At 72.7% G+C, this 18021-nt stretch carries 13 protein-coding genes; 6 read left to right on the forward strand and 7 right to left on the reverse strand.

The window, feature by feature from the left end:
* Positions 1–173: 173 nt before the first annotated feature.
* The 4 genes from ACZ7L6_RS29325 (at position 174) to ACZ7L6_RS29340 (ending at position 6977) form a co-directional block, all read left to right on the forward strand.
* The gene (locus ACZ7L6_RS29325) at positions 174–1571 is read left to right on the forward strand and encodes an APC family permease (protein WP_471928989.1); all 1398 of its coding nucleotides are present in this window, start codon (positions 174–176) and stop codon (positions 1569–1571) included.
* A 187-nt stretch (positions 1572–1758) separates the two neighbouring features.
* Complete coding sequence (locus tag ACZ7L6_RS29330; RefSeq protein WP_471928991.1) at positions 1759–4410, forward strand: CocE/NonD family hydrolase; 2652 nt, start codon at positions 1759–1761, stop codon at positions 4408–4410.
* On the forward strand, positions 4407–5270 hold the full coding sequence (locus ACZ7L6_RS29335) for an ABC transporter permease (RefSeq protein WP_471928993.1): 864 nt from the start codon (positions 4407–4409) through the stop codon (positions 5268–5270). Before ACZ7L6_RS29330 ends, ACZ7L6_RS29335 begins: the two co-directional genes overlap by 4 nt.
* Before the next feature lie 147 nt (positions 5271–5417).
* Positions 5418–6977, forward strand: coding sequence for a vWA domain-containing protein (locus tag ACZ7L6_RS29340; protein ID WP_471928995.1), 1560 nt, complete (start codon positions 5418–5420; stop codon positions 6975–6977).
* Positions 6978–6993: 16 nt separating this feature from the next.
* Here the strand turns inward: ACZ7L6_RS29340 and ACZ7L6_RS29345 are convergent, their stop codons facing one another.
* Positions 6994–7611: a chorismate mutase gene (locus tag ACZ7L6_RS29345; RefSeq protein WP_471928997.1), complete on the reverse strand. Its 618-nt coding sequence runs from the start codon at positions 7609–7611 to the stop codon at positions 6994–6996.
* Between the two features lie 136 nt (positions 7612–7747).
* Between ACZ7L6_RS29345 and ACZ7L6_RS29350 the strand changes: the two genes are divergently transcribed.
* Positions 7748–9667 (forward strand): AMP-dependent synthetase/ligase, encoded by a 1920-nt coding sequence (locus tag ACZ7L6_RS29350; protein ID WP_471928999.1) that lies wholly within the window; start codon positions 7748–7750, stop codon positions 9665–9667.
* A gap of 145 nt (positions 9668–9812) precedes the next feature.
* Positions 9813–11105, forward strand: coding sequence for a glycoside hydrolase family 26 protein (locus ACZ7L6_RS29355; RefSeq protein WP_471929001.1), 1293 nt, complete (start codon positions 9813–9815; stop codon positions 11103–11105).
* Here the strand turns inward: ACZ7L6_RS29355 and ACZ7L6_RS29360 are convergent.
* From ACZ7L6_RS29360 to ACZ7L6_RS29385, 6 genes are read right to left on the reverse strand one after another with little or no spacing between them, the layout of a single operon-like run.
* The gene (locus ACZ7L6_RS29360) at positions 11096–12208 is read right to left on the reverse strand and encodes a GNAT family N-acetyltransferase (RefSeq protein ID WP_471929003.1); all 1113 of its coding nucleotides are present in this window, start codon (positions 12206–12208) and stop codon (positions 11096–11098) included. The two genes, ACZ7L6_RS29355 and ACZ7L6_RS29360, sit on opposite strands and share 10 nt — an antisense overlap.
* Positions 12205–12876: a YveK family protein gene (locus ACZ7L6_RS29365; protein ID WP_471929005.1), complete on the reverse strand. Its 672-nt coding sequence runs from the start codon at positions 12874–12876 to the stop codon at positions 12205–12207. The genes ACZ7L6_RS29360 and ACZ7L6_RS29365 overlap by 4 nt, the downstream gene beginning before the upstream one ends.
* The gene (locus ACZ7L6_RS29370) at positions 12873–14120 is read right to left on the reverse strand and encodes a glycosyltransferase (RefSeq protein WP_471929007.1); all 1248 of its coding nucleotides are present in this window, start codon (positions 14118–14120) and stop codon (positions 12873–12875) included. The genes ACZ7L6_RS29365 and ACZ7L6_RS29370 overlap by 4 nt, the downstream gene beginning before the upstream one ends.
* Complete coding sequence (locus tag ACZ7L6_RS29375; protein WP_471929009.1) at positions 14117–14908, reverse strand: polysaccharide deacetylase family protein; 792 nt, start codon at positions 14906–14908, stop codon at positions 14117–14119. Before ACZ7L6_RS29375 ends, ACZ7L6_RS29370 begins: the two co-directional genes overlap by 4 nt.
* A 3-nt stretch (positions 14909–14911) precedes the next feature.
* Positions 14912–16639: a lipid II flippase MurJ gene (locus ACZ7L6_RS29380; RefSeq protein WP_471929011.1), complete on the reverse strand. Its 1728-nt coding sequence runs from the start codon at positions 16637–16639 to the stop codon at positions 14912–14914.
* On the reverse strand, positions 16636–18000 hold the full coding sequence (locus ACZ7L6_RS29385) for an O-antigen ligase family protein (RefSeq protein ID WP_471929077.1): 1365 nt from the start codon (positions 17998–18000) through the stop codon (positions 16636–16638). The genes ACZ7L6_RS29380 and ACZ7L6_RS29385 overlap by 4 nt, the downstream gene beginning before the upstream one ends.
* Positions 18001–18021 lie beyond the last annotated feature (21 nt).

The following is an 18021-nucleotide window of genomic DNA, read 5'->3' on the forward strand; positions in this document are numbered from 1 at the left end:
TGCGGTTCCCGTAGGGCGCCAAGCAGCTTCATCCGACTGGCGTGTGATGCTCAAATGATCAGCGAAGGCGTCTTGCGGCTACGGATTCCGTAGGTAAACAGGCATTGACGTGACGGTTTTCGTCGGGGTTCCATGCAGCCAATCCGCTGCCCGAGTCGATCGGAACCGCCCGTATGACCGACACGCTCCGCCCTGTCGAGACCGCCGTCGTCCAGGCGCCCGACAGCCCCCAGAAGCTCAAGCGCTCCATCGGGGTCGTCGGCGGCACCCTGCTGACCATCTCCTGCGTGACGCCCGCCTCCACGCTCTTCGTGGTCGTCCCCGACCTGTTCGGCTCGCTCGGCACCGCCACCGCCCTCACGATCGCCATCGGCTCCCTCCTCTGCATCGCCGTGGCGTTCTGCTATTCGGAGCTCGGCACCCTGATCCCCAGCGCGGGCGGAGAGTACGCGATGGTGTCGACGCTGGCCGGCCGGCTGGCGGGCTGGCTCGTCTTCGTCCTCTCCCTCCTGGTCGTCATGGTCGTCCCACCGGTGATCGCGATGGGAACGGCCGACTACCTCGCCCCGGTCGTCCACCTCGACCCGGCCATGACCGGCGCCGGCGTCATGCTGCTCGCCACCCTCGCCGGCCTGCTCGACCTGCGCGCCAACGCCTGGATCACCGGCGTCTTCCTGGTCCTGGAGGTCGTCGCGGCGGGCGTGGTGGCGGTGCTGGGCTTCGCCCACGCCGAGCGGGGCCCGGACAGCCTGGTCTCGATGCAGGTGGCCGGTACCGACGGCGGCACGGACACCGTGACGGCCCTGCTGATCGTCACCGGGCTCGCGATCGCCCTCTTCGTCACCCAGGGCTTCTCGACCGCGGTCTACCTCTCCGAGGAACTGGAGAACCCGCGCCGCAACGTCGCCCGCACCGTCCTCGCCACCCTCGGCATCTCCGCCGTGATCATCCTGGTCCCGGTCGTCGCCATCACCCTGGGCGCCTCCGACCTCGCCGAACTGACCGGCGGCGACATCAGCTCCATGGTCACCGCCTGGTCCAACACCGCGGTCGGCACCTTCGTCAGCCTCTGCGTGGCCCTCGCGATCGTCAACGCGGGCATCGTCATGGTCATCCAGAACTCCCGCGTCCTGTTCGCCTCGGCCCGCGACAAGGCCTGGCCCCAGCCGGTCAACACCGTCCTCGCCAAGCTCGGCCGCTTCGGCTCCCCTTGGGTAGCCACCCTCGCGGTGGGTGTCCCCGGCGCCGCCCTCTGCTTCGTCAACCTCGACACGCTGTACGGCGTCACAGGCGTCTCGGTGACCGGCATGTACCTGCTCGTCGCAGTGGCCGCCCTACTGGCCCGCCGAGGCGCGCACAAGCACGGACAGGCATGGCGCATGCCGCTGTGGCCGGCGATGCCGATCCTGCTGATCGTGGTCCTGGTGTACATCCTGAGCCAGCAGGAGACGGAGTACCTGCTGTGGACGGGAGGCATCACGGCGGTGGCCACTCTGTACTGGGCCCTGTACCTGCGCCCCCGCAGGGAAACGCGGTGGCTGGTCTCGATTCCGGAGGACGAGACGCCCTAAGGGGCGCGGGGAACTGCGCGACAAGCCACAACGCACCCGCAGCCGGCAGACCACGGAACGGCCCGAGCTCTCACCCGCCGTACCACGAACGCGGTAGACAAAAGGACCCCTGTACCCCCACGGAAGGGCCCGCGATTCAGCCCTCGGTAGATAACTTGCCGACAGCTTCACCCCGTACCGTTGAAACATGGATCTTCGACTGTCCGGACTGCGAGGACGCGTACGGAGGCCGCGCCGGTGGATCGCCGCCGCGGCCTCCGTCGTCGTCCTCGCCGGTGCCGGCACATGGACGGCCGTCGCCGCCGACGACACGCCACAGGTGCGCCGCGCCGACCGGGTCATGGACATGGGAGACGGCGTACGCATAGACACCTCGTTCTTCACGTCCGGCACCTCGGGACGCCGCCCGGCCGTCCTGCTGGGACACGGCTTCGGCGGCAGCAAGAACGACGTACGGCAGCAGGCCGAGGACCTCGCCCGCGACGGCTACGCGGTGCTGACCTGGTCGGCCCGCGGCTTCGGGAAGTCCACCGGCAAGATCGGGCTGAACGACCCGAAGGGCGAGGTCGCCGACGTCTCCGGACTGCTCGACTGGCTGGCGAAGCAGCCCCAGGTCGAACTCGACAAGACCGGCGACCCACGGGTCGGCATGGCAGGCGGCTCCTACGGCGGAGCCATCGCGCTGCTGGCCGCCGGCCACGACGACCGGGTGGACGCCATCGCCCCGGCGATCACGTACTGGAACCTCGCGGACGCCCTGTTCCCGAACGGCGTCTTCAAGAAGCTCTGGGCCGGCATCTTCGTCAACACGGGCGGCGGCTGCGACAGGTTCGAGAAGCAGATCTGCGAGATGTACGACCGGGTTGCCGAGTCCGGCACCCCGGACGCACAGGCCCGCTCCATGCTGGAGGAGCGCTCGCCGTCCGCCGTCGGCGACCGCATCAAGGTGCCCACCCTGCTCGTGCAGGGCCAGTCGGACTCCCTCTTCCCGCTCGGCCAGGCCGACCAGGCGGCCGAGGCCATCCGGGCGGGCGGCGCCCCCGTCGACGTCGACTGGATCGCCGGCGGACATGACGGCGGCGACATGGAGACGAGCCGGATCCAGGACCGCGTCGTGTCCTGGTTCGACCGCTACCTCAAGGACGACAAGAGCGCCGACACGGGCCCGGCCTTCCGGGTCACCCGCACCGGAGGCGTCGACTCCACCGACGGCCAGGCCCAGCTGCGGGGCGCGAGCGCGGACGCGTACCCCGGCCTGGAGAGCGGCCGCAAGCCGATCCCACTCAGCGGCGGCGAGCAGAGCTTCGCCAACCCGGCCGGAGCCAACCCGCCCGCCGTCTCCGCGCTGCCCGGCCTCGGCGGCTCCGGCGGCCTCGCCCAGCTCTCCTCGCTGGGCGTGGGGATCTCGCTGGACTTCCCCGGCCAGTTCGCCGCCTTCCAGTCGGCGCCGGTCACCGACAACCTGCGCATCACCGGCTCCCCGACGGCGACCGTCCACGTGAAGTCGACCGGCGAGGACGCGGTGCTCTTCGCCAAGGTCTACGACGTCGGCCCCGACGGCACCCAGCAGGTGTTGCCGTCGCAGCTGGTCACGCCCCTGCGCGTCGAGGGCGCCAAGGCCGGCAAGGACGTGACGCTCACGCTCCCCGCCATCGACTACGGCATCGAGAAGGGTCACCGCCTGCGCCTGGTCCTGTCCTCCACGGACCTCGGCTACGCCTCCCCGGCCGCCCCGGCGACGTACACGGTCTCCCTGAAGGGCGACCTGTCGGTCCCGACGGCCCCCGGCGTGAGCACCGCCGCGGCCCCGCTGCCGTCCTGGGTGTGGTGGCTGCCGGTCACCGGCGCGCTCATCGCCCTGGCCCTGCTGCTGACGGCCCGCCGCCGCACCGCCACCCCCGCGCCCGACCCGGGACTGGCCGAAGTTCCGCTGGAGATCACGGACTTGAGCAAGCGGTACGCGGGCTCGCAGGACCGGTACGCGGTACGGGATCTGTCCTTCCGCGTCGAGAGGGGCCAAGTCCTCGGCCTCCTCGGCCCGAACGGTGCGGGCAAGACGACGACACTCCGCATGCTGATGGGCCTGATCAAGCCGGACGCCGGTGAGATCCGCGTCTTCGGCCACGCCATCCGCCCGGGCGCGCCCGTCCTCTCGCGGGTCGGCGCCTTCGTGGAGGGCGCGGGCTTCCTTCCCCACCTGTCCGGCCGCGAGAACCTGGAGCTGTACTGGCAGGCCACCGGCCGCCCGCCCGAGGACGCCCACCTCGACGAGGCCCTGGAGATCGCCGGCCTCGGGGACGCACTGGCCCGCGCGGTCCGCACGTACTCCCAGGGCATGCGCCAGCGCCTGGCCATCGCCCAGGCCATGCTCGGCCTGCCGGACCTCCTCATCCTCGACGAACCGACCAACGGCCTCGACCCGCCCCAGATCCGCGAGATGCGCGAGGTGATGATCCGCTACGCGGCCGCCGGCCGCACGGTGATCGTCTCCAGCCACCTGCTGGCGGAGGTCGAGCAGTCCTGCACCCACCTCGTGGTGATGGACCGCGGCCGCCTCGTGCAGGCCGGTCCGGTCGCCGAGATCGTCGGCTCCGGCGACACGCTGCTCGTGGGCACGGCGGCGCCCGTCGAGGAGCCGGTCGTGGAGAAGGTGGCGGCGCTGCCCGGCATCGCCTCGGCGATCACCACCGACGAGGGCCTGCTCGTCCGCCTGAACGGCGACGGCAGCGCCCAGCGCCTGGTCGCCGAACTCGTACGGCTGGAGGTGCCCGTCCAGTCCGTCGGCCCGCACCGCCGCCTGGAAGACGCCTTCCTCACCCTGATCGGAGGCTCCGCATGAGCACGCTCACCGAGCGCACCGAGGTCGCCTCCGGCTACCGGGCGGGCCGTACGCTGCCGCTGCGGGTGGAGCTGATCCGCCAGCTGAAGCGGCGTCGGACGCAGGTCATGTTCGGCATCCTCGCCGTGCTGCCGTTCGTGCTGGTCGCCGCCTTCGCGATCGGCGGCGAGCCGGACGGCGGCGGCGACCGCATCACCCTGATGGACACGGCCACAGCGTCCGGCGCGAACTTCGCCGCGGTGAACCTGTTCGTCTCGGCGGGCTTCCTGCTGGTCATCCCGGTGGCCCTCTTCTGCGGGGACACGGTGGCATCGGAGGCGAGCTGGTCGTCCCTGCGCTACCTCCTCGCGGCTCCCGTGCCCCGGGCCCGCCTCCTGTGGTCCAAGCTCGTGGTCGGCCTGGGTCTCAGCCTGGCCGCGATGGTGCTGCTGCCGGTGGTCGCGCTGGCGGTCGGAACGGCCGCCTACGGCTGGGGTCCCCTCCAGATCCCCACCGGCGGCTCGCTCGACACGGGCACGGCGGCGCAGCGCCTGCTCGTGGTGGTGGCGTACGTCTTCGTGTCCCAACTGGTCACCGCGGGCCTCGCGTTCTGGCTCTCGACCAGGACGGACGCCCCGCTCGGCGCGGTCGGCGGCGCGGTGGGCCTGACCATCGTCGGCAACGTCCTCGACGCGGTCACCGCCCTCGGCGACTGGCGCCACTTCCTGCCCGCACACTGGCAGTTCGCCTGGGCGGACGCCGTCCAGCCCCGCCCCGAGTGGTCCGGCATGATCCAGGGCACGGCTATTTCCGTAACGTACGCCCTGGTGTTGTTCGCGCTGGCCTTCCGCGGTTTCGCCCGCAAGGACGTGGTGTCGTAGGTCACCGGAAGATCACCCACCGGTCTCGACAGGCGTCTGTCGTGCCCTCTTCGAGACGCATCCGCAACGCTCCGTAACGCACGTTCCGGCCCCCTGGCCCGTCACAGTCACAGAAGTCGACGTCAACGGACCAAGGGGGCACGGACGATGGAGAGGTACCGCATACGACGGCTGCGGGCCGCCCTGCTCGCACTCACCGCGGCGGGCGGCCTGCTGCTGACCGGCTGCAGCGCCGGGGACAGCGCGGGCAGCACGGCGGAGGGCAGCAAGAACGGCAACGGCTTCCCGGCTCCCGACCACAACGGAACCGGCGGGACGGGCGGCATCGGCGGAACCGGCGAGCAGAACGGCACCGACGACTCGGACTCCCGCGAGTTCGCCCCCGCCCCCGACCACCTCTCCACCTTCGCCCTGGACGTCGACACCGCCTCCTACGGCTACGCCCGCCGCACCCTCGCCGAGGGCCGCCTGCCCGACCCGTCGACGGTCCGCCCGGAGGAGTTCGTCAACAGCTTCCGGCAGGACTACGACCGCCCCGACGGCAACGGCTTCACGGTCACGGTCGACGGCGCCCGCACCGAGTCCGAGAACTGGTCCCTGGTCCGCGTGGGCCTGGCCACCCGCCCGGCCGAAGACGCCGGTGAACGCCCGCCCGCCGCCCTCACCTTCGTCATCGACATCTCCGGCTCCATGGCCGAACCGGGCCGCCTGGACCTGGCCAAGGACTCCCTCGGCGTGATGACCGACCGTCTGCGCGACGACGACTCGGTCGCCATCGTCACCTTCAGCGACGAGGCCGAGACCGTCCTGCCGATGACCCGCCTCGACGGTAACCGGGACGACATCCACGACGCGATCGACAGCCTGGAGCCCACCGACTCCACCAACCTCGGCGCGGGCGTGGAGACCGGCTACGAAACGGCCGTGGAAGGTCTGCGCGAGGGCGCCACGAACCGCGTCGTCCTGGTCTCCGACGCCCTGGCCAACACGGGGGACACCGACGCGGACACCATCCTCGAGCGGATCTCCTCCGAACGCCGCGAACACGGCATCACCCTCTTCGGCGTCGGCGTCGGCAGCGACTACGGGGACGCCCTGATGGAACGCCTGGCCGACAAGGGCGACGGGCACACGGCGTACGTGTCCAGCGACGAGGACGCCCGGGAGGTCTTCTGCGACGACCTCCCGCGCAACATCGACCTCACCGCCCGCGATGCCAAGGCCCAGGTCGCCTTCGACCCCGCGACGGTCTCCGACTTCCGCCTCATCGGCTACGACAACCGTCAGGTCGCCGACGAGGACTTCCGGGACGACAGCGTCGACGGCGGCGAGATCGGCCCCGGCCACACGGTCACCGCCCTCTACGCCGTCCGCACCAGGCCCGGCACCGAAGGCCACCTCGCCACGGCGAGCGTCCGCTGGCTGGACCCTGCGACGCGCGCGCCGCACGAGGAATCGGGCCGGGTGGAGACGGACTCCCTGCACGACTCCCTGGGCGACGCCTCCCCGCGCTTCCAGGTCACCGCGACCGCCGCCTACTTCGCCGACGCCCTGCGCGACGGCGACGGCCGCTGGAACTCCCTGCCCGGCGCGCCGTCCCTCGGTGACCTCGGGGAACACGCCGAGGACCTGGCGAAGGAAACGGAGGACCGGGAGGTGTGGCAGCTCGCCGAGGCCATCGGCAAGGCGGACAGGATGATCGACTGAGGTGCCGGCCGGCGGCTCAGTCCGCGCAGACGGAGGGCAGCGCCCGTACGAGCCCCTCCACATGGAGCGCGTCCAGCTCATGGCCGTACGCGGACCGGAGGGCGGCGATGCCCAGCCGCGGCTCGCAGGACGGTGATGTCCGCAGCCGCTGGGTGTCCTTCAGGGTGTCCAGCAGCCGGGTGGTGATGCGGTCGAGTGCCGGGCGTACCTCCTTGACCAGGTCGGGCCGCTCGGTGGGACGCTCCTCGGGGTGTGCGTCCCAGCGTGCGTACAGCCCGCGTTGCACCAGCTTGTTGGCCTCTATCTGGTCCCGGAAGACGGCCTTCGTCGCATCCGGATCGAGGCCGAGCCCGGCTGCCCGCGCGGCGACGTCGTCCAGGATCTGCTGCTCGCGCACGGGGTCGTCGATCGGCTTGTCGGTGCCGTACTTGGCGGCGGCGACCTTGTCGGCGAGCAGGAGCCGCTCGGCGAACAGGTCGGTGAGCGAGGTGAGTCCGTTGAGTCCGGGGGCGACGGAGGCCACCCGAGCAGGAGCCGCGGTGGGTGCGGCGGCGGCCGGCGCGATGCCGGCGAAGGACACGGCCGCGGCGGCGCAGGCGGCGACCAGGGCGGACCGGAGACGTCGGGAAGACACGGGTTTCCTTCCGTGGGGGATGGTCGTACAGCAACGTACAGAGGCACACACGTTCGCCACGTCCCGACCCATTGACCTTCTTTTACGCGTGAGTAAGTTGACTCCCGAGTAAGTCCAACTGGCACCGGGAGCCGACATGGGCGTACGCAAGGATCTGAAGCGGGCCAAGCAGCGCACCGACCTGATGGACCGCACCACGGTCGAGATCGTCAAGGACGCCGAGGGAGTGGTCCGCGAGGCGCGCACCCCACCCCTCACGCCGCCGGCCACCACCGGCAGCACCGCCGACCTCCCCTACGCCAACGCGGCCGAGGCGCCCGACGCCGTGGTGCTCCGCCGCAAGCGGGGCACCACCTGGCACCCCGTCACCGCCACCGCCTTCGCCCGCGAAGTCACCGCCGTGGCCAAGGGGTTGATCGCGGCGGGCCTGGAGCCGGGCGGCCGCGTGGCCGTCATGTCGCGCACCCGCTACGAGTGGACGGTCCTGGACTTCGCCATCTGGGCGGCGGGCGGCCAGACCGTCCCCATCTACGCCACCTCCTCCGCCGACCAGGTGGAGTGGATCGTCCGCGACTCGGGCGCCCGCCATGTCGTCACCGAGACGGACGAGAACACGGAAACGGTGAAGACGGGCACGTCCGGTCACCAACAGCGGCCACGGGTCTGGCAGTTGGAAGCGGGAGCCGTCAACGCCCTCACCACCCTCGGCCAGAACCTCTCCGACGACGAGGTCACCAAGCGCCGCGCAGCCCTCACCCCCGACACCATCGCCACCGTCTGCTACACCTCCGGCACCACCGGCCGGCCGAAGGGCTGCGTCCTCACCCACGGCAACCTCCACGCCGAGGCCGCCAACACGGTCGAACTGCTGCACCCCATCTTCAAGGAGGTCACCCGCCAGACAGCGTCCACCCTCCTCTTCCTCCCGCTCGCCCACATCCTCGGCCGCACCCTCCAGATCGCCTGCCTGATGGCCCGTATCGAGATCGGCCACTGCCCGAGCATCAAGCCCGACGAACTCCGCCCGGCGCTCAGGGAGTTCCGCCCGACCTTCCTCGTCGGCGTCCCGTACCTCTTCGAGAAGATCCACGACACCGGCCGCGCGACGGCCGAGAAGATCGGCCGCGGCGCCTCCTTCGACCGCGCCGACCGCATCGGCGTCCGCTTCGGCGAGGCGTACCTGAACAAGTTCCTCGGCACGGGCAAGGGCCCCGGCCCCGGCCTCTACGCCGCCTGGGCCCTGTACGACCTGCTGGTCTACCGCCGTATCCGCAAGGAACTCGGCGGCCGCATGCGCTACGCCATCAGCGGCGGCTCCCCGCTCGACCGGGGCCTCAACCTGTTCTTCTACGCCGCCGGAATCATCGTCTACGAGGGCTACGGCCTGACGGAGACGACGGCCGCCGCCACCATCGTCCCGCCCCTGAGTCCCCGCCCGGGCACGGTCGGCCGGCCCGTTCCCGGCACCGCCGTGCGGATCGCGGACGACGGCGAGGTGCTCATCAAGGGCGGCATCGTCTTCGGCTCGTACTGGAACAACCCGGCCGCCACCGACGCCGTGCTCCAGGACGACTGGTTCGCCACCGGCGACCTCGGCTCCCTCGACGAGGACGGCTACCTCACCATCACCGGCCGCAAGAAGGACATCCTCGTCACCTCCGGCGGCAAGAACGTCTCCCCGGCCGTCCTGGAGGACCGCCTGCGCAGCCGCCCGCCGGTCGGCCAGTGCCTCGTCGTCGGCGACAACCGTCCCTTCGTCGCCGCCCTGATCACCCTCGACCCCGAAGCGGTGGCCCACTGGCTCGCTGTACGCAAGCTGCCCGCCGACACCCCGATGGCCGACGTGATCCGGGACCCCCGGATGCGCGCCGACGTCCAGAAGGCCGTCGACCACGCCAACGAGGCCGTCTCCCGGGCCGAGTCGATCCGTGCGTTCACCTTGGTCGAGGGGGAGTTCAACGAGGACAACGGCATGCTCACCCCGTCCCTGAAGGTCAAGCGGCACGCGGTGACGGCGGCGTACGCGGAGGAGATCGAGGCGCTGTACCGCAGCTGAGGGTCCGTTCGGTAGCAGAGGGGCCGTTCGACGGCCGAGGGGCCGTTCGGCCGCACTCACATGGCGCAGTACGTCCGTATATGACTACGTATCACTCACGGAAGGAGCTGCACGGAGCTGCACGGAGCCGCACCTAGGAGGACGCATGGCCCCTCACCCTCGTCGGTCCGCCCTCGGAGGACTGGCGTTCATCGCCGCCGGAGTGGTCGCCGTGGCGTCCCTCGTGCCCGGTACGGCCGTCGGGGCCGACAGCGCATCCCGCCCCGACCCGAGCCGTCCCGCGCCCGCCCCGGCGGGAGTGGCCGCGTACAACCCCGCCTTCGGTGCGTTCCTCCACTACGGGCCCCTGGGAGTGCAGCGCATGGAGCAGCTCAGCCGCTGGCTGGGCGGGCACGAACTGCGCGTGGGGCACACCTATCTGCCGGGGGACGTGTGGGAGAACATCGAGGGCGGGCACGGCTTCCTCGACAGCTGGGCCGAGTGGCGGCGGGCCAAGCCCGACCGGCTGCTCGTGCTCAACGTCCCGATGATGGAACGCAACGAGGACCAGCTCCCCGACCGGGCCGTCAGACATCTGCTCCGGCGCGCCGCGTCCGGCGCGTACGACGACCACTTCGAGGCGCTGGCCGAGCGGCTGGTCGACCTGGGCGTCGAGGACACGGTCATCGTGCTGGGCTGGGAGATGAACGGCATCACCTACACCCACCGCTGCGGCCCCGACCCGGACAGCTGGAAGCAGTACTGGAAACGCATCGTCACCGTCATGCGCTCGGTCCCGGGACAGAAGTTCCGGTTCGACTTCGCACCGAGCCGGGGCATGGACGCCATCCCCTGGCCGGAGTGCTATCCCGGGGACGACGTCGTCGACATCATCGGCATGGACGCGTACGACCAGCCGCGCGGCCTCAGCTTCGACGAGCAGGTATCCGAGCCCTACGGCCTGCAGCACCACGTGGACTTCGCGCGGGCGCACGGCAAGCCGATCTCGTACCCGGAGTGGGGTCTGTTCCGCAACGGCGACAACATCCGGTACATGCTGCGCATGCTGGCGTGGATGGACGAGCACCAGCCGCTGTACAACACCATCACCGACTACTGCCCGCACGGCGTCTGGCTGTGCTCCGACAACCCCCGGGCCTCCGCCCTGTACCGCGCGCTGCTGTCCACCCCGCTCCTGCCGCGTCCGGAACCGGGGCCGTCGGCGCCCGTCCCGGCCGTGCCCACGGCTCCCGCCGACCCGGACGAGACGAACGATCCGGAGAAGACGAACGACCCGGAGAAGACGGACCCGGACCCGAAACCAACGGCGATGAACCCGGCGGCCGCCGTGCCCTCCGAGCTGCCCCGCTGCACACCGATGCACCTCCCCGACTGGCTCGAGCACCAGACGGGCGGCAAGCTCACCGTCTGCCTCAACGGGGAGGAGCGCTACCGGTGATCCGCGGGGCCGGGGGTGCCGCGCAGAACCTTCCTGGCCCTGTGCCGCGCGGCCCCCTCGCCTGCCGCGACGGCCAGCAGCGGGAGGGTGCGCCGCCGGGCCAGCAGGAAACGCTGGTTGGGGGCCGGCTCGGGGTGCCAGCGGTACTTGTACGGTTCGTCGCCGCGCAGCAGGCTCAGCACCCGGTGCCGGCCGTCGGACACGAGGTGCTCGGTCGAGGCGTGCAGCAGCATCGCCGCCACGTCCACCTTCCGCTCCCGCAACCGCGGGTGGAAGCCGTACAGATACGTGCCCGTCATCCCCTCCGACAGCAGATTCAGATTGACCGCCACCACCGCCCCCTCGAGCAGGAACTCCGTCACCGCCGCCCGGCCGGAGCGGGCCATGGGCGCCACCGACCGGACCAGGTGCTCCAGGAAGCGCGGCCGCACGTGCTCCGCCGACATCTTCCGGCCCTGCCACTGCAGCCGGTGCAGTTCGAGGAGCCGGCGCAGCGCGGCCCCGGTCTCGTCGTGGGGCACGACACGCCACTCGATGCCGAGCCGAGTGAGCCGGCCGACCTTGTTGCGGACCCGCTGGGCGTGCCGTGACGAGAGCCGCTCGACCAGCTCGTCCATGGGTACGGCGGGCAGCTCCAGGCACATCGAGTCGCGCAGCCGGTGACGCGGGCCCCGCCAGCACAGGTAGACCCGCTCCATCGCACCGCCCGGCCGCACCTCGCGGAAGTCGATCAGCGCCGTGCGGGCCAGGTCGGCCAGTGCGTCCGCCAGCGCCCCCGCGCCCGGCGCGGCCACCTCGTCGTCGATGAGCACATCGCACAGGTCGGTGATGGCGCCGCCGATCGGCACCAGCGCCGGCAGCGGGTGGTGCACGCGCATCATCGGGGCCGCCGCCACGAGTTCACCGCTCCTGCGCACCAGGACCAGCCGCAGCCTGCCGGGCCTGCCGTACGACAGCCACCACGAGTGCAGCCAGGCATGGCTCTGGAACGGCGTCGCCGACGGGCACGCCCGGTACAGCCGTTCCCACTCCCCGGCCAGCTCCGCGAAGGCGCGCTCCTCGGTGCACACCTCCACCGACAGGGCGCGGGCCGATGCGGTCACCCGCGGGTTCCCTGGGCGTCGGCGGCGCCTGCCGGGCCGGGCACCGGCGCCCGGCCCATGTCGCCGCCCTCCTCCTCCGTGTCCCGCCGCGGCCGGGCCAGCAGCGCGAGGCCGCCCAGCAGACCTCCGGCGCTCGCGCCCACCAGCGAGGTCAGCGCCGGGGACGCGGACGACGGCTCGGCGGGTTTCAGGGCACGGGCGAGGCGCTCCAGCCGGATGCCGGTCCGGTCCTTGGTGTGGCCCGCCTGCGTGATCAGCGCCTGGGACACGGCGTCGGCCATGTCGACCGCCCGACCGGGGCTCGACGACGTCGCCGAGACCGCGACCATCGGCGCGTCCGGCGAGGTCGCGACCTCCACGCTGTCGCGCAGCGTCGACACCGGCACACCCGCCCACACCTGCGCGTCCCCGAGCACCGCGAGCTGCGGGGCCATACGGCCGTACGCCTGCGCGAAGCCGAGCGCGTCGGTGCAGTCGGACTCGGTCCGGCCGGTGGGCACGGCGACGACGGAACTCGTCGCCGTGTACTCCGGCGGCCTGAACTGGCCGTAGGCGCCCCCGGCCACGGCACCGATCAGCGCGCCGGCCGGCAGCCACCACCACGAGGGCAGCCGCTTCAGGCGCGCACGGCCGCACCGCGGGGCACGCCGAGCGGGGTTGTCCGTCATGAGGAACTCACTTCCGAAGTCGAGCCGGACACATCTGAAGCCGATCCGGACCCATCCGAAGTCGTTCCGGACGCATCCGAGGTCGGGCCGGACACATCCGAAGCCGAGCCGGACACGTCCGGGGTCGGGCCGGACACCGCGGACGTGTACAGATCCATCAGCTGCCGGGCAGTGCACGCGATGTCGTAGCGGCGGACGACCTCCGGGACGGTCCGCTCGCCCGGTCCCGCCGCCCGCAGCCGCAGCACTTCCCGCGCGTACGCCCCGGCGCCACCCGTGACGCGCCGAGCCCCGGGCGCCGCGTCCGGCGGCAGGTCCTCGACGGCCGGGCAGCTCGCGTACAGCACGGGCAGCCCTGCCGCCAGCGCCTCCACCACCGCCAGGCCGAAGGACTCCTCCGGCGACGGCGAGGCGAGCACGTCCATCGCGGACAGCAGGGAGACCAGACCGGGTGCCTTGTCGCCGGGGTCGGGCTCATACGGCCGCTCGCCCGTCAGCACCACCCGCTCCGCGAGGCCCAGATCCCGGGCGGTGCGCCGCAGCGCCTCCTCCTCGGGCCCACCGCCGACCAGGAGGAGCCGTACGTCGAGGGGCAGCAGGCCCAGCGCCTGCACGAGCAGATGGAAACGCTTGCCCGGGGCGAGGCGCCCCACGCCCCCGACGACGAACGCGTTCTCCGGCAGCCCGTGGAACGCCCGCGCCTCCTTGCGGCGCACCTCGTCGAAACGGAACCGGGGCGCGTCGATGCCGTTCGGGATGACCCGGATGCGCTGCTCCGGCACACCCCAGTGCCGCAGCCGTTCGGCCACCGTCGGCGAGACGGCCACCGTGGCACGGCCGAGCCGCTCACCGGCCAGGTACAGCGCGCGGACGCCCGCGTTGAGCGGCCGGCCCTCCAGCCGGGTCTCGCCGATCGAGTGCTCGGTGGCCACGACGGCCTCCACTCCCGCGAGCCGCGCTGCGATCCGGCCGTAGAGACAGGCCCGGTACAGATGGGTGTGGACGAGGTCGTAGCGGCCGGAGCGGATCACGTCGATCAGGCGGGGCAGCACGCCGAGGTCGCGGTTGCCGCCCATCCCGAGGTGGGTGACGCGGACACCGTCGGCGGTCAGGCCCTCGGCGACCGGGCCGGGGTTCGTCAGCGCCACCACGTCGCACTGCGCGGGCAGATGGCGCAGCAGCAGGCGCAGTTGCTGTTCCGCCCCGCCGACGCCGAGTCCGGTGATGATGTGCAGCGCCTTCACGACGCCTCCAGAGCACGGCCGTAGACCCGGGCCAGGCGCCGCTTGAGCTCCAGCCGCATCGAGGTGTCCGCCTGCCCGACGTGGATGCGGGGCAGCGCGAAGTCCCCGGAGCCGGCCGGACCGGGGGCGATCGCGCAGGCGTAGCGGTAACCGGCCCGGCGTACGGCGGCCGCGGCACGCTCGTCGATACGGCCGTACGGGTAGCAGAAGCCCTCGACCTCGTCGCCGGTGAGGGCGGCGAGCCGGTTCCGGCTGTCGCCGACCTCGCTGTGCAGGACGTGCTCCGGGGCCTTGGTCAGATCGACGTGGGTGAGACCGTGCGAGGCGATCTCGATGCCCGCGGCCGCGGCACGGCGGATGCCGTCCTCGTCGAGCAGCGGCTTGCGCGGGCCGCTCGGCTCCCAGGTGTTCTCGCCGCCGAGCCTCCCGGGCAGCACGAACACCGTGGCCGTGAAGCCGCGGTGGCGCAGCACGGGCAGGGCGGCGGTGACGAAGTCGGCGTACCCGTCGTCGAAGGTGAGCCCCACCAGGCCGCGCTCCGCGCCCCGGGCGCGCGCCGCGAGCAGCTCCCGGACGCTCACCCCGCGCAGGCCGCGGCGGGCCATCCAGGCGAGCTGCCGTTCGAGACGCGCGGGGGTGACGCTGATGTTGTACGGGTCGTCAGGGCAGTTCGAGACGGAGTGGTACATGGCCACCCAGGCGGCGGGACGCCGTCTCAGGCGCCTTTTCGTGGCCGGTTCGGGTGCGGGTTCGGGCGCGCGCGCAGGGGCGGAGATGTCAACGACCATGGCTCAGCTTTCGTGTGACGGGGCTTTCCTGTGGGGGAGCGTTCGTGGGAGGGAGCTGCGGACGGAATGCGGGACGGGAAGCAGGAGGGAGCGGGCGTCCGCCGCGTCCAGGAGCCAGGCCAGCAGCAGGAAGACGGCGCTCACACAGATGCAGCAGGCGGCCACGGACGCCGCGGCCGAGGCGAACAGCCCCGCGCAGAACAGCCCGGCCCCGGTGGCGCCGACGGCCGCGCACACCGGCCGGGCCAGTCCGGCGACGACCCGGCGGACCCGCACGGGCACGCTGCGCGGGCCCAGACCGTGCAGCAGGAGCAGCGCCGTCAGGGTGATGCCGGCGGCGTTGGCGGCGGCGATGCCGGGCGCCCCCCAGGGGCCCACGGCCCAGGCGCCGACGACGACGGTGACGAGCGCGCCCACGCCCATCGCGCCCAGCGGGTACCAGGTGGTCCGGCCCGCCGAGAAGTACGACCGCACGAGCGCCCCCACGAGCATGTGCCCGAGCAGTCCGGCCGCGTACACCCGCATGACGGCGGCGGTCGCGACGGTGTCCTGGGCGGTGAACGCACCGCGCTGGAACAGCAGTTGGACGATCTGCGGCGCGCAGGCCACGACCACGGCGGCACCGAGCAGCACGAGGCAGGCCATCAGCACCAGGTCCCGCTCGACCCGGTCCCTGGCCCGCAGCGTGTCGCCCTCGGCGATCGCCCGCGCCACCACCGGGAAGGTGACGACACACACCATCATCGCCAGCGACATCGGCACCTGGGCCACCTTCTGGGCGTAGTTGAGGTGCGAGATGGCACCGGCGGGCAGCCCGGAGGCGAAGTACCGCTCGATGAGGACCTGCGACTGCCGGCACAGGGTGAACAGCAGGACCGCGCAGACCAGGCCGAGCGCGAGGGCCTGCGGCGGCGCAGGCGGCGCCGTCCGCTCTGCGGGCGGCCCGGGGCGCCCTCCGATCCGCCGCCACAGGGACGGCGCCTGTACGACGGCCATGAGGCACCCGCCGAGCGCGACCCCGAGCGCGGCGGACCGCACGCCCCAGTGCCCGGCGAGGACGACCATCGTGGCGATGATCGCGAGGTTGTACGCGATGTAGATGGCGCCGGGGGCGACATAGCTGCGGTGGGCCCGCAGCGCCGCGCTGCAGTACCCGGCCAGCCCGAAACTCAGCACGCAGGTCGCGGTCAGCCGGGTGCAGGACACGGCCAGGGACGGGTCGGGCAGGCCGGGTGCGAGAGCCGACACCACCAGCGGCGCCCCGGCCGCGAGCAGGGCGGCCGCACCGGCGAGGACGAGGCACAGCCGCGGCAGCGAGGCGGCGACCAGCGCCCGCACGGGATCGGACGACCCGGCCCCGCGCGCCGCCCGCCGCGCCAGCGCCACGCTGAACGCGGGCACCAGCACGAACGCCATACCGTCCTCGATCAGCAACGTCGACGCCATCTCCGGCACCGTCCAGGCCACCAGAAACGCGTCGGTGTCCGCCCCGGCCCCGAAGAAATGCGCAAGCGCCTGATCCCGCCCGAGCCCGAGCACCGCCCCGCCGATCGACAGCACGGCGGAGAGCAGCGCCGCCCGGGCGAGCAGACGCCCCGAGGTCACGTCCGTGCTTCGGGCTGCTGCGGCGGTGGGGGGAGCGCCGACCGGGGGCGGGGGTTGGGGGGTGGTTGTGGGCGGCAGGCCCTCCGTGTCGGGCGCGTCCCCGGTCCTCGTCGGTCGGGGTCTCATCGTGGGCCCGATTCCGCGGCCGGAGCCGCCGTCTCCTCCGGGGCCAGCGCCCACCACGCGGCGAGGCCGAAGCAGACGGCCGTCAGCACGGTGGAGGGGCCGCCGATGTCGGCGTACAGGAAGTTGACGAGCTGCCACACCAGGAGCCCGCACATCGGCAGCGCGCAGTCCCGGGCGCGTCCGCTCCGCCGGAGCCGGCGCAGGGCGCAGACCAGCAGGGCCGCCCAGCTGCCCGCGACCGTGAGCAGGCCCAGCAGGCCCTGTTCGCTGAGGAGCAGCAGGTACATGTTGTGCGGGGAGAGCAGTGGTTGGCGGCGGTAGGCCTGGCCTGCCCCCTCCGTGTCGCTGCCCGACGACAGCGCGAGCGAGGCATGCCCGTCCCGGTGCGCGGGGAAGGCCTTCAGCCCCACGCCGGTCACCGGATGCTCACTCCACATGCCGGCCGCCGCGGCCCACATGCTGTACCGGTCGACGACCGACTGGTCCGGCGCGTCGGCGACCCGGGTGATGCTGGTCAGCCGCTCCTGGAGCACCGCGGCGCCCACCCCGAACCCGCCCACCAGCACCACGGCCGCCGCGACCGCCGCCGCGAGCACCGTCACCGCGCGCCGCACCCCGCCCATCAGCAACTGCGCCCCGCAGGCCACCACCGTGGCGATCCAGGCACCCCGGCTGAAGGACAGCGCGAGCGGCACGAGCAGCAGCAGCGCGCATCCCGCCGCCACGACCCGCTGCCGCGGCGCTCGCGCCCCCCGGGCCCGTTGCGGAAGTCCCGCCTGCCCGGCGACGCCCGGCCCGAGGGCCAGCCCGGTCGCAGCGACGACCCCGAGCGCGACCACGGTCGCCATGCCCATCACGTCGGACGGCCCGAACGTGCCCACCGCCCGGATGTCGGCCCCCTGGTACGCCGCCCCGGTCCCGGTGAGGTACTGGTGCACCCCGACGGCCCCCTGCCACAGCGCGAGGCCGACCAGGGACCACAGCACCAGCCGTGCGCCCCTGCGGTCGCGCACCAGCAGCAGCACCGCGGCCGGGACGAGCACGAACACCTGCAGATACCGGGCCAGTCCGGCGACCGCGTCCCCGGCCGTCACCGCCCCGGCCGCGGCGACCGCGATGCCCACCACGGGCAGCCCGAGCACGACCGCCGCCGTCCGCGTCAGCGGTCGCCGGGCCCGCCGGACGGTGTCGACGACGGCACACAGCACGACCAGCCCCGACGCCACGTCGGCAGGTGTGGCGCCGCCGTCCGGTGCCACCGGCAGCCCGAGCAGGGCGACGACCGCCACGACCGGCAGCACGGGCAGTACGGACAGCACGGACGGGACGACGTCGGCCCGACGCAGCAGCGTCGCCGGCAGCGGCGGCACGAGCGGGGCCGA

The sequence above is a fragment of the Streptomyces sp. NPDC107522 genome (assembly GCF_055657525.1).

Excerpts from the sequence above, each read along its gene's own strand:
- ACZ7L6_RS29330 (WP_471928991.1), top strand. The coding sequence starts at position 1,759 with ATGGATCTTCGACTGTCCGGACTGCGAGGACGCGTACGGAGGCCGCGC.
- ACZ7L6_RS29325 (WP_471928989.1), top strand. The coding sequence starts at position 174 with ATGACCGACACGCTCCGCCCTGTCGAGACCGCCGTCGTCCAGGCGCCC.
- ACZ7L6_RS29380 (WP_471929011.1), bottom strand. The coding sequence starts at position 16,639 with ATGAGACCCCGACCGACGAGGACCGGGGACGCGCCCGACACGGAGGGC.
- ACZ7L6_RS29335 (WP_471928993.1), top strand. The coding sequence starts at position 4,407 with ATGAGCACGCTCACCGAGCGCACCGAGGTCGCCTCCGGCTACCGGGCG.
- ACZ7L6_RS29355 (WP_471929001.1), top strand. The coding sequence starts at position 9,813 with ATGGCCCCTCACCCTCGTCGGTCCGCCCTCGGAGGACTGGCGTTCATC.
- ACZ7L6_RS29365 (WP_471929005.1), bottom strand. The coding sequence starts at position 12,876 with ATGACGGACAACCCCGCTCGGCGTGCCCCGCGGTGCGGCCGTGCGCGC.
- ACZ7L6_RS29375 (WP_471929009.1), bottom strand. The coding sequence starts at position 14,908 with ATGGTCGTTGACATCTCCGCCCCTGCGCGCGCGCCCGAACCCGCACCC.
- ACZ7L6_RS29340 (WP_471928995.1), top strand. The coding sequence starts at position 5,418 with ATGGAGAGGTACCGCATACGACGGCTGCGGGCCGCCCTGCTCGCACTC.
- ACZ7L6_RS29350 (WP_471928999.1), top strand. The coding sequence starts at position 7,748 with ATGGGCGTACGCAAGGATCTGAAGCGGGCCAAGCAGCGCACCGACCTG.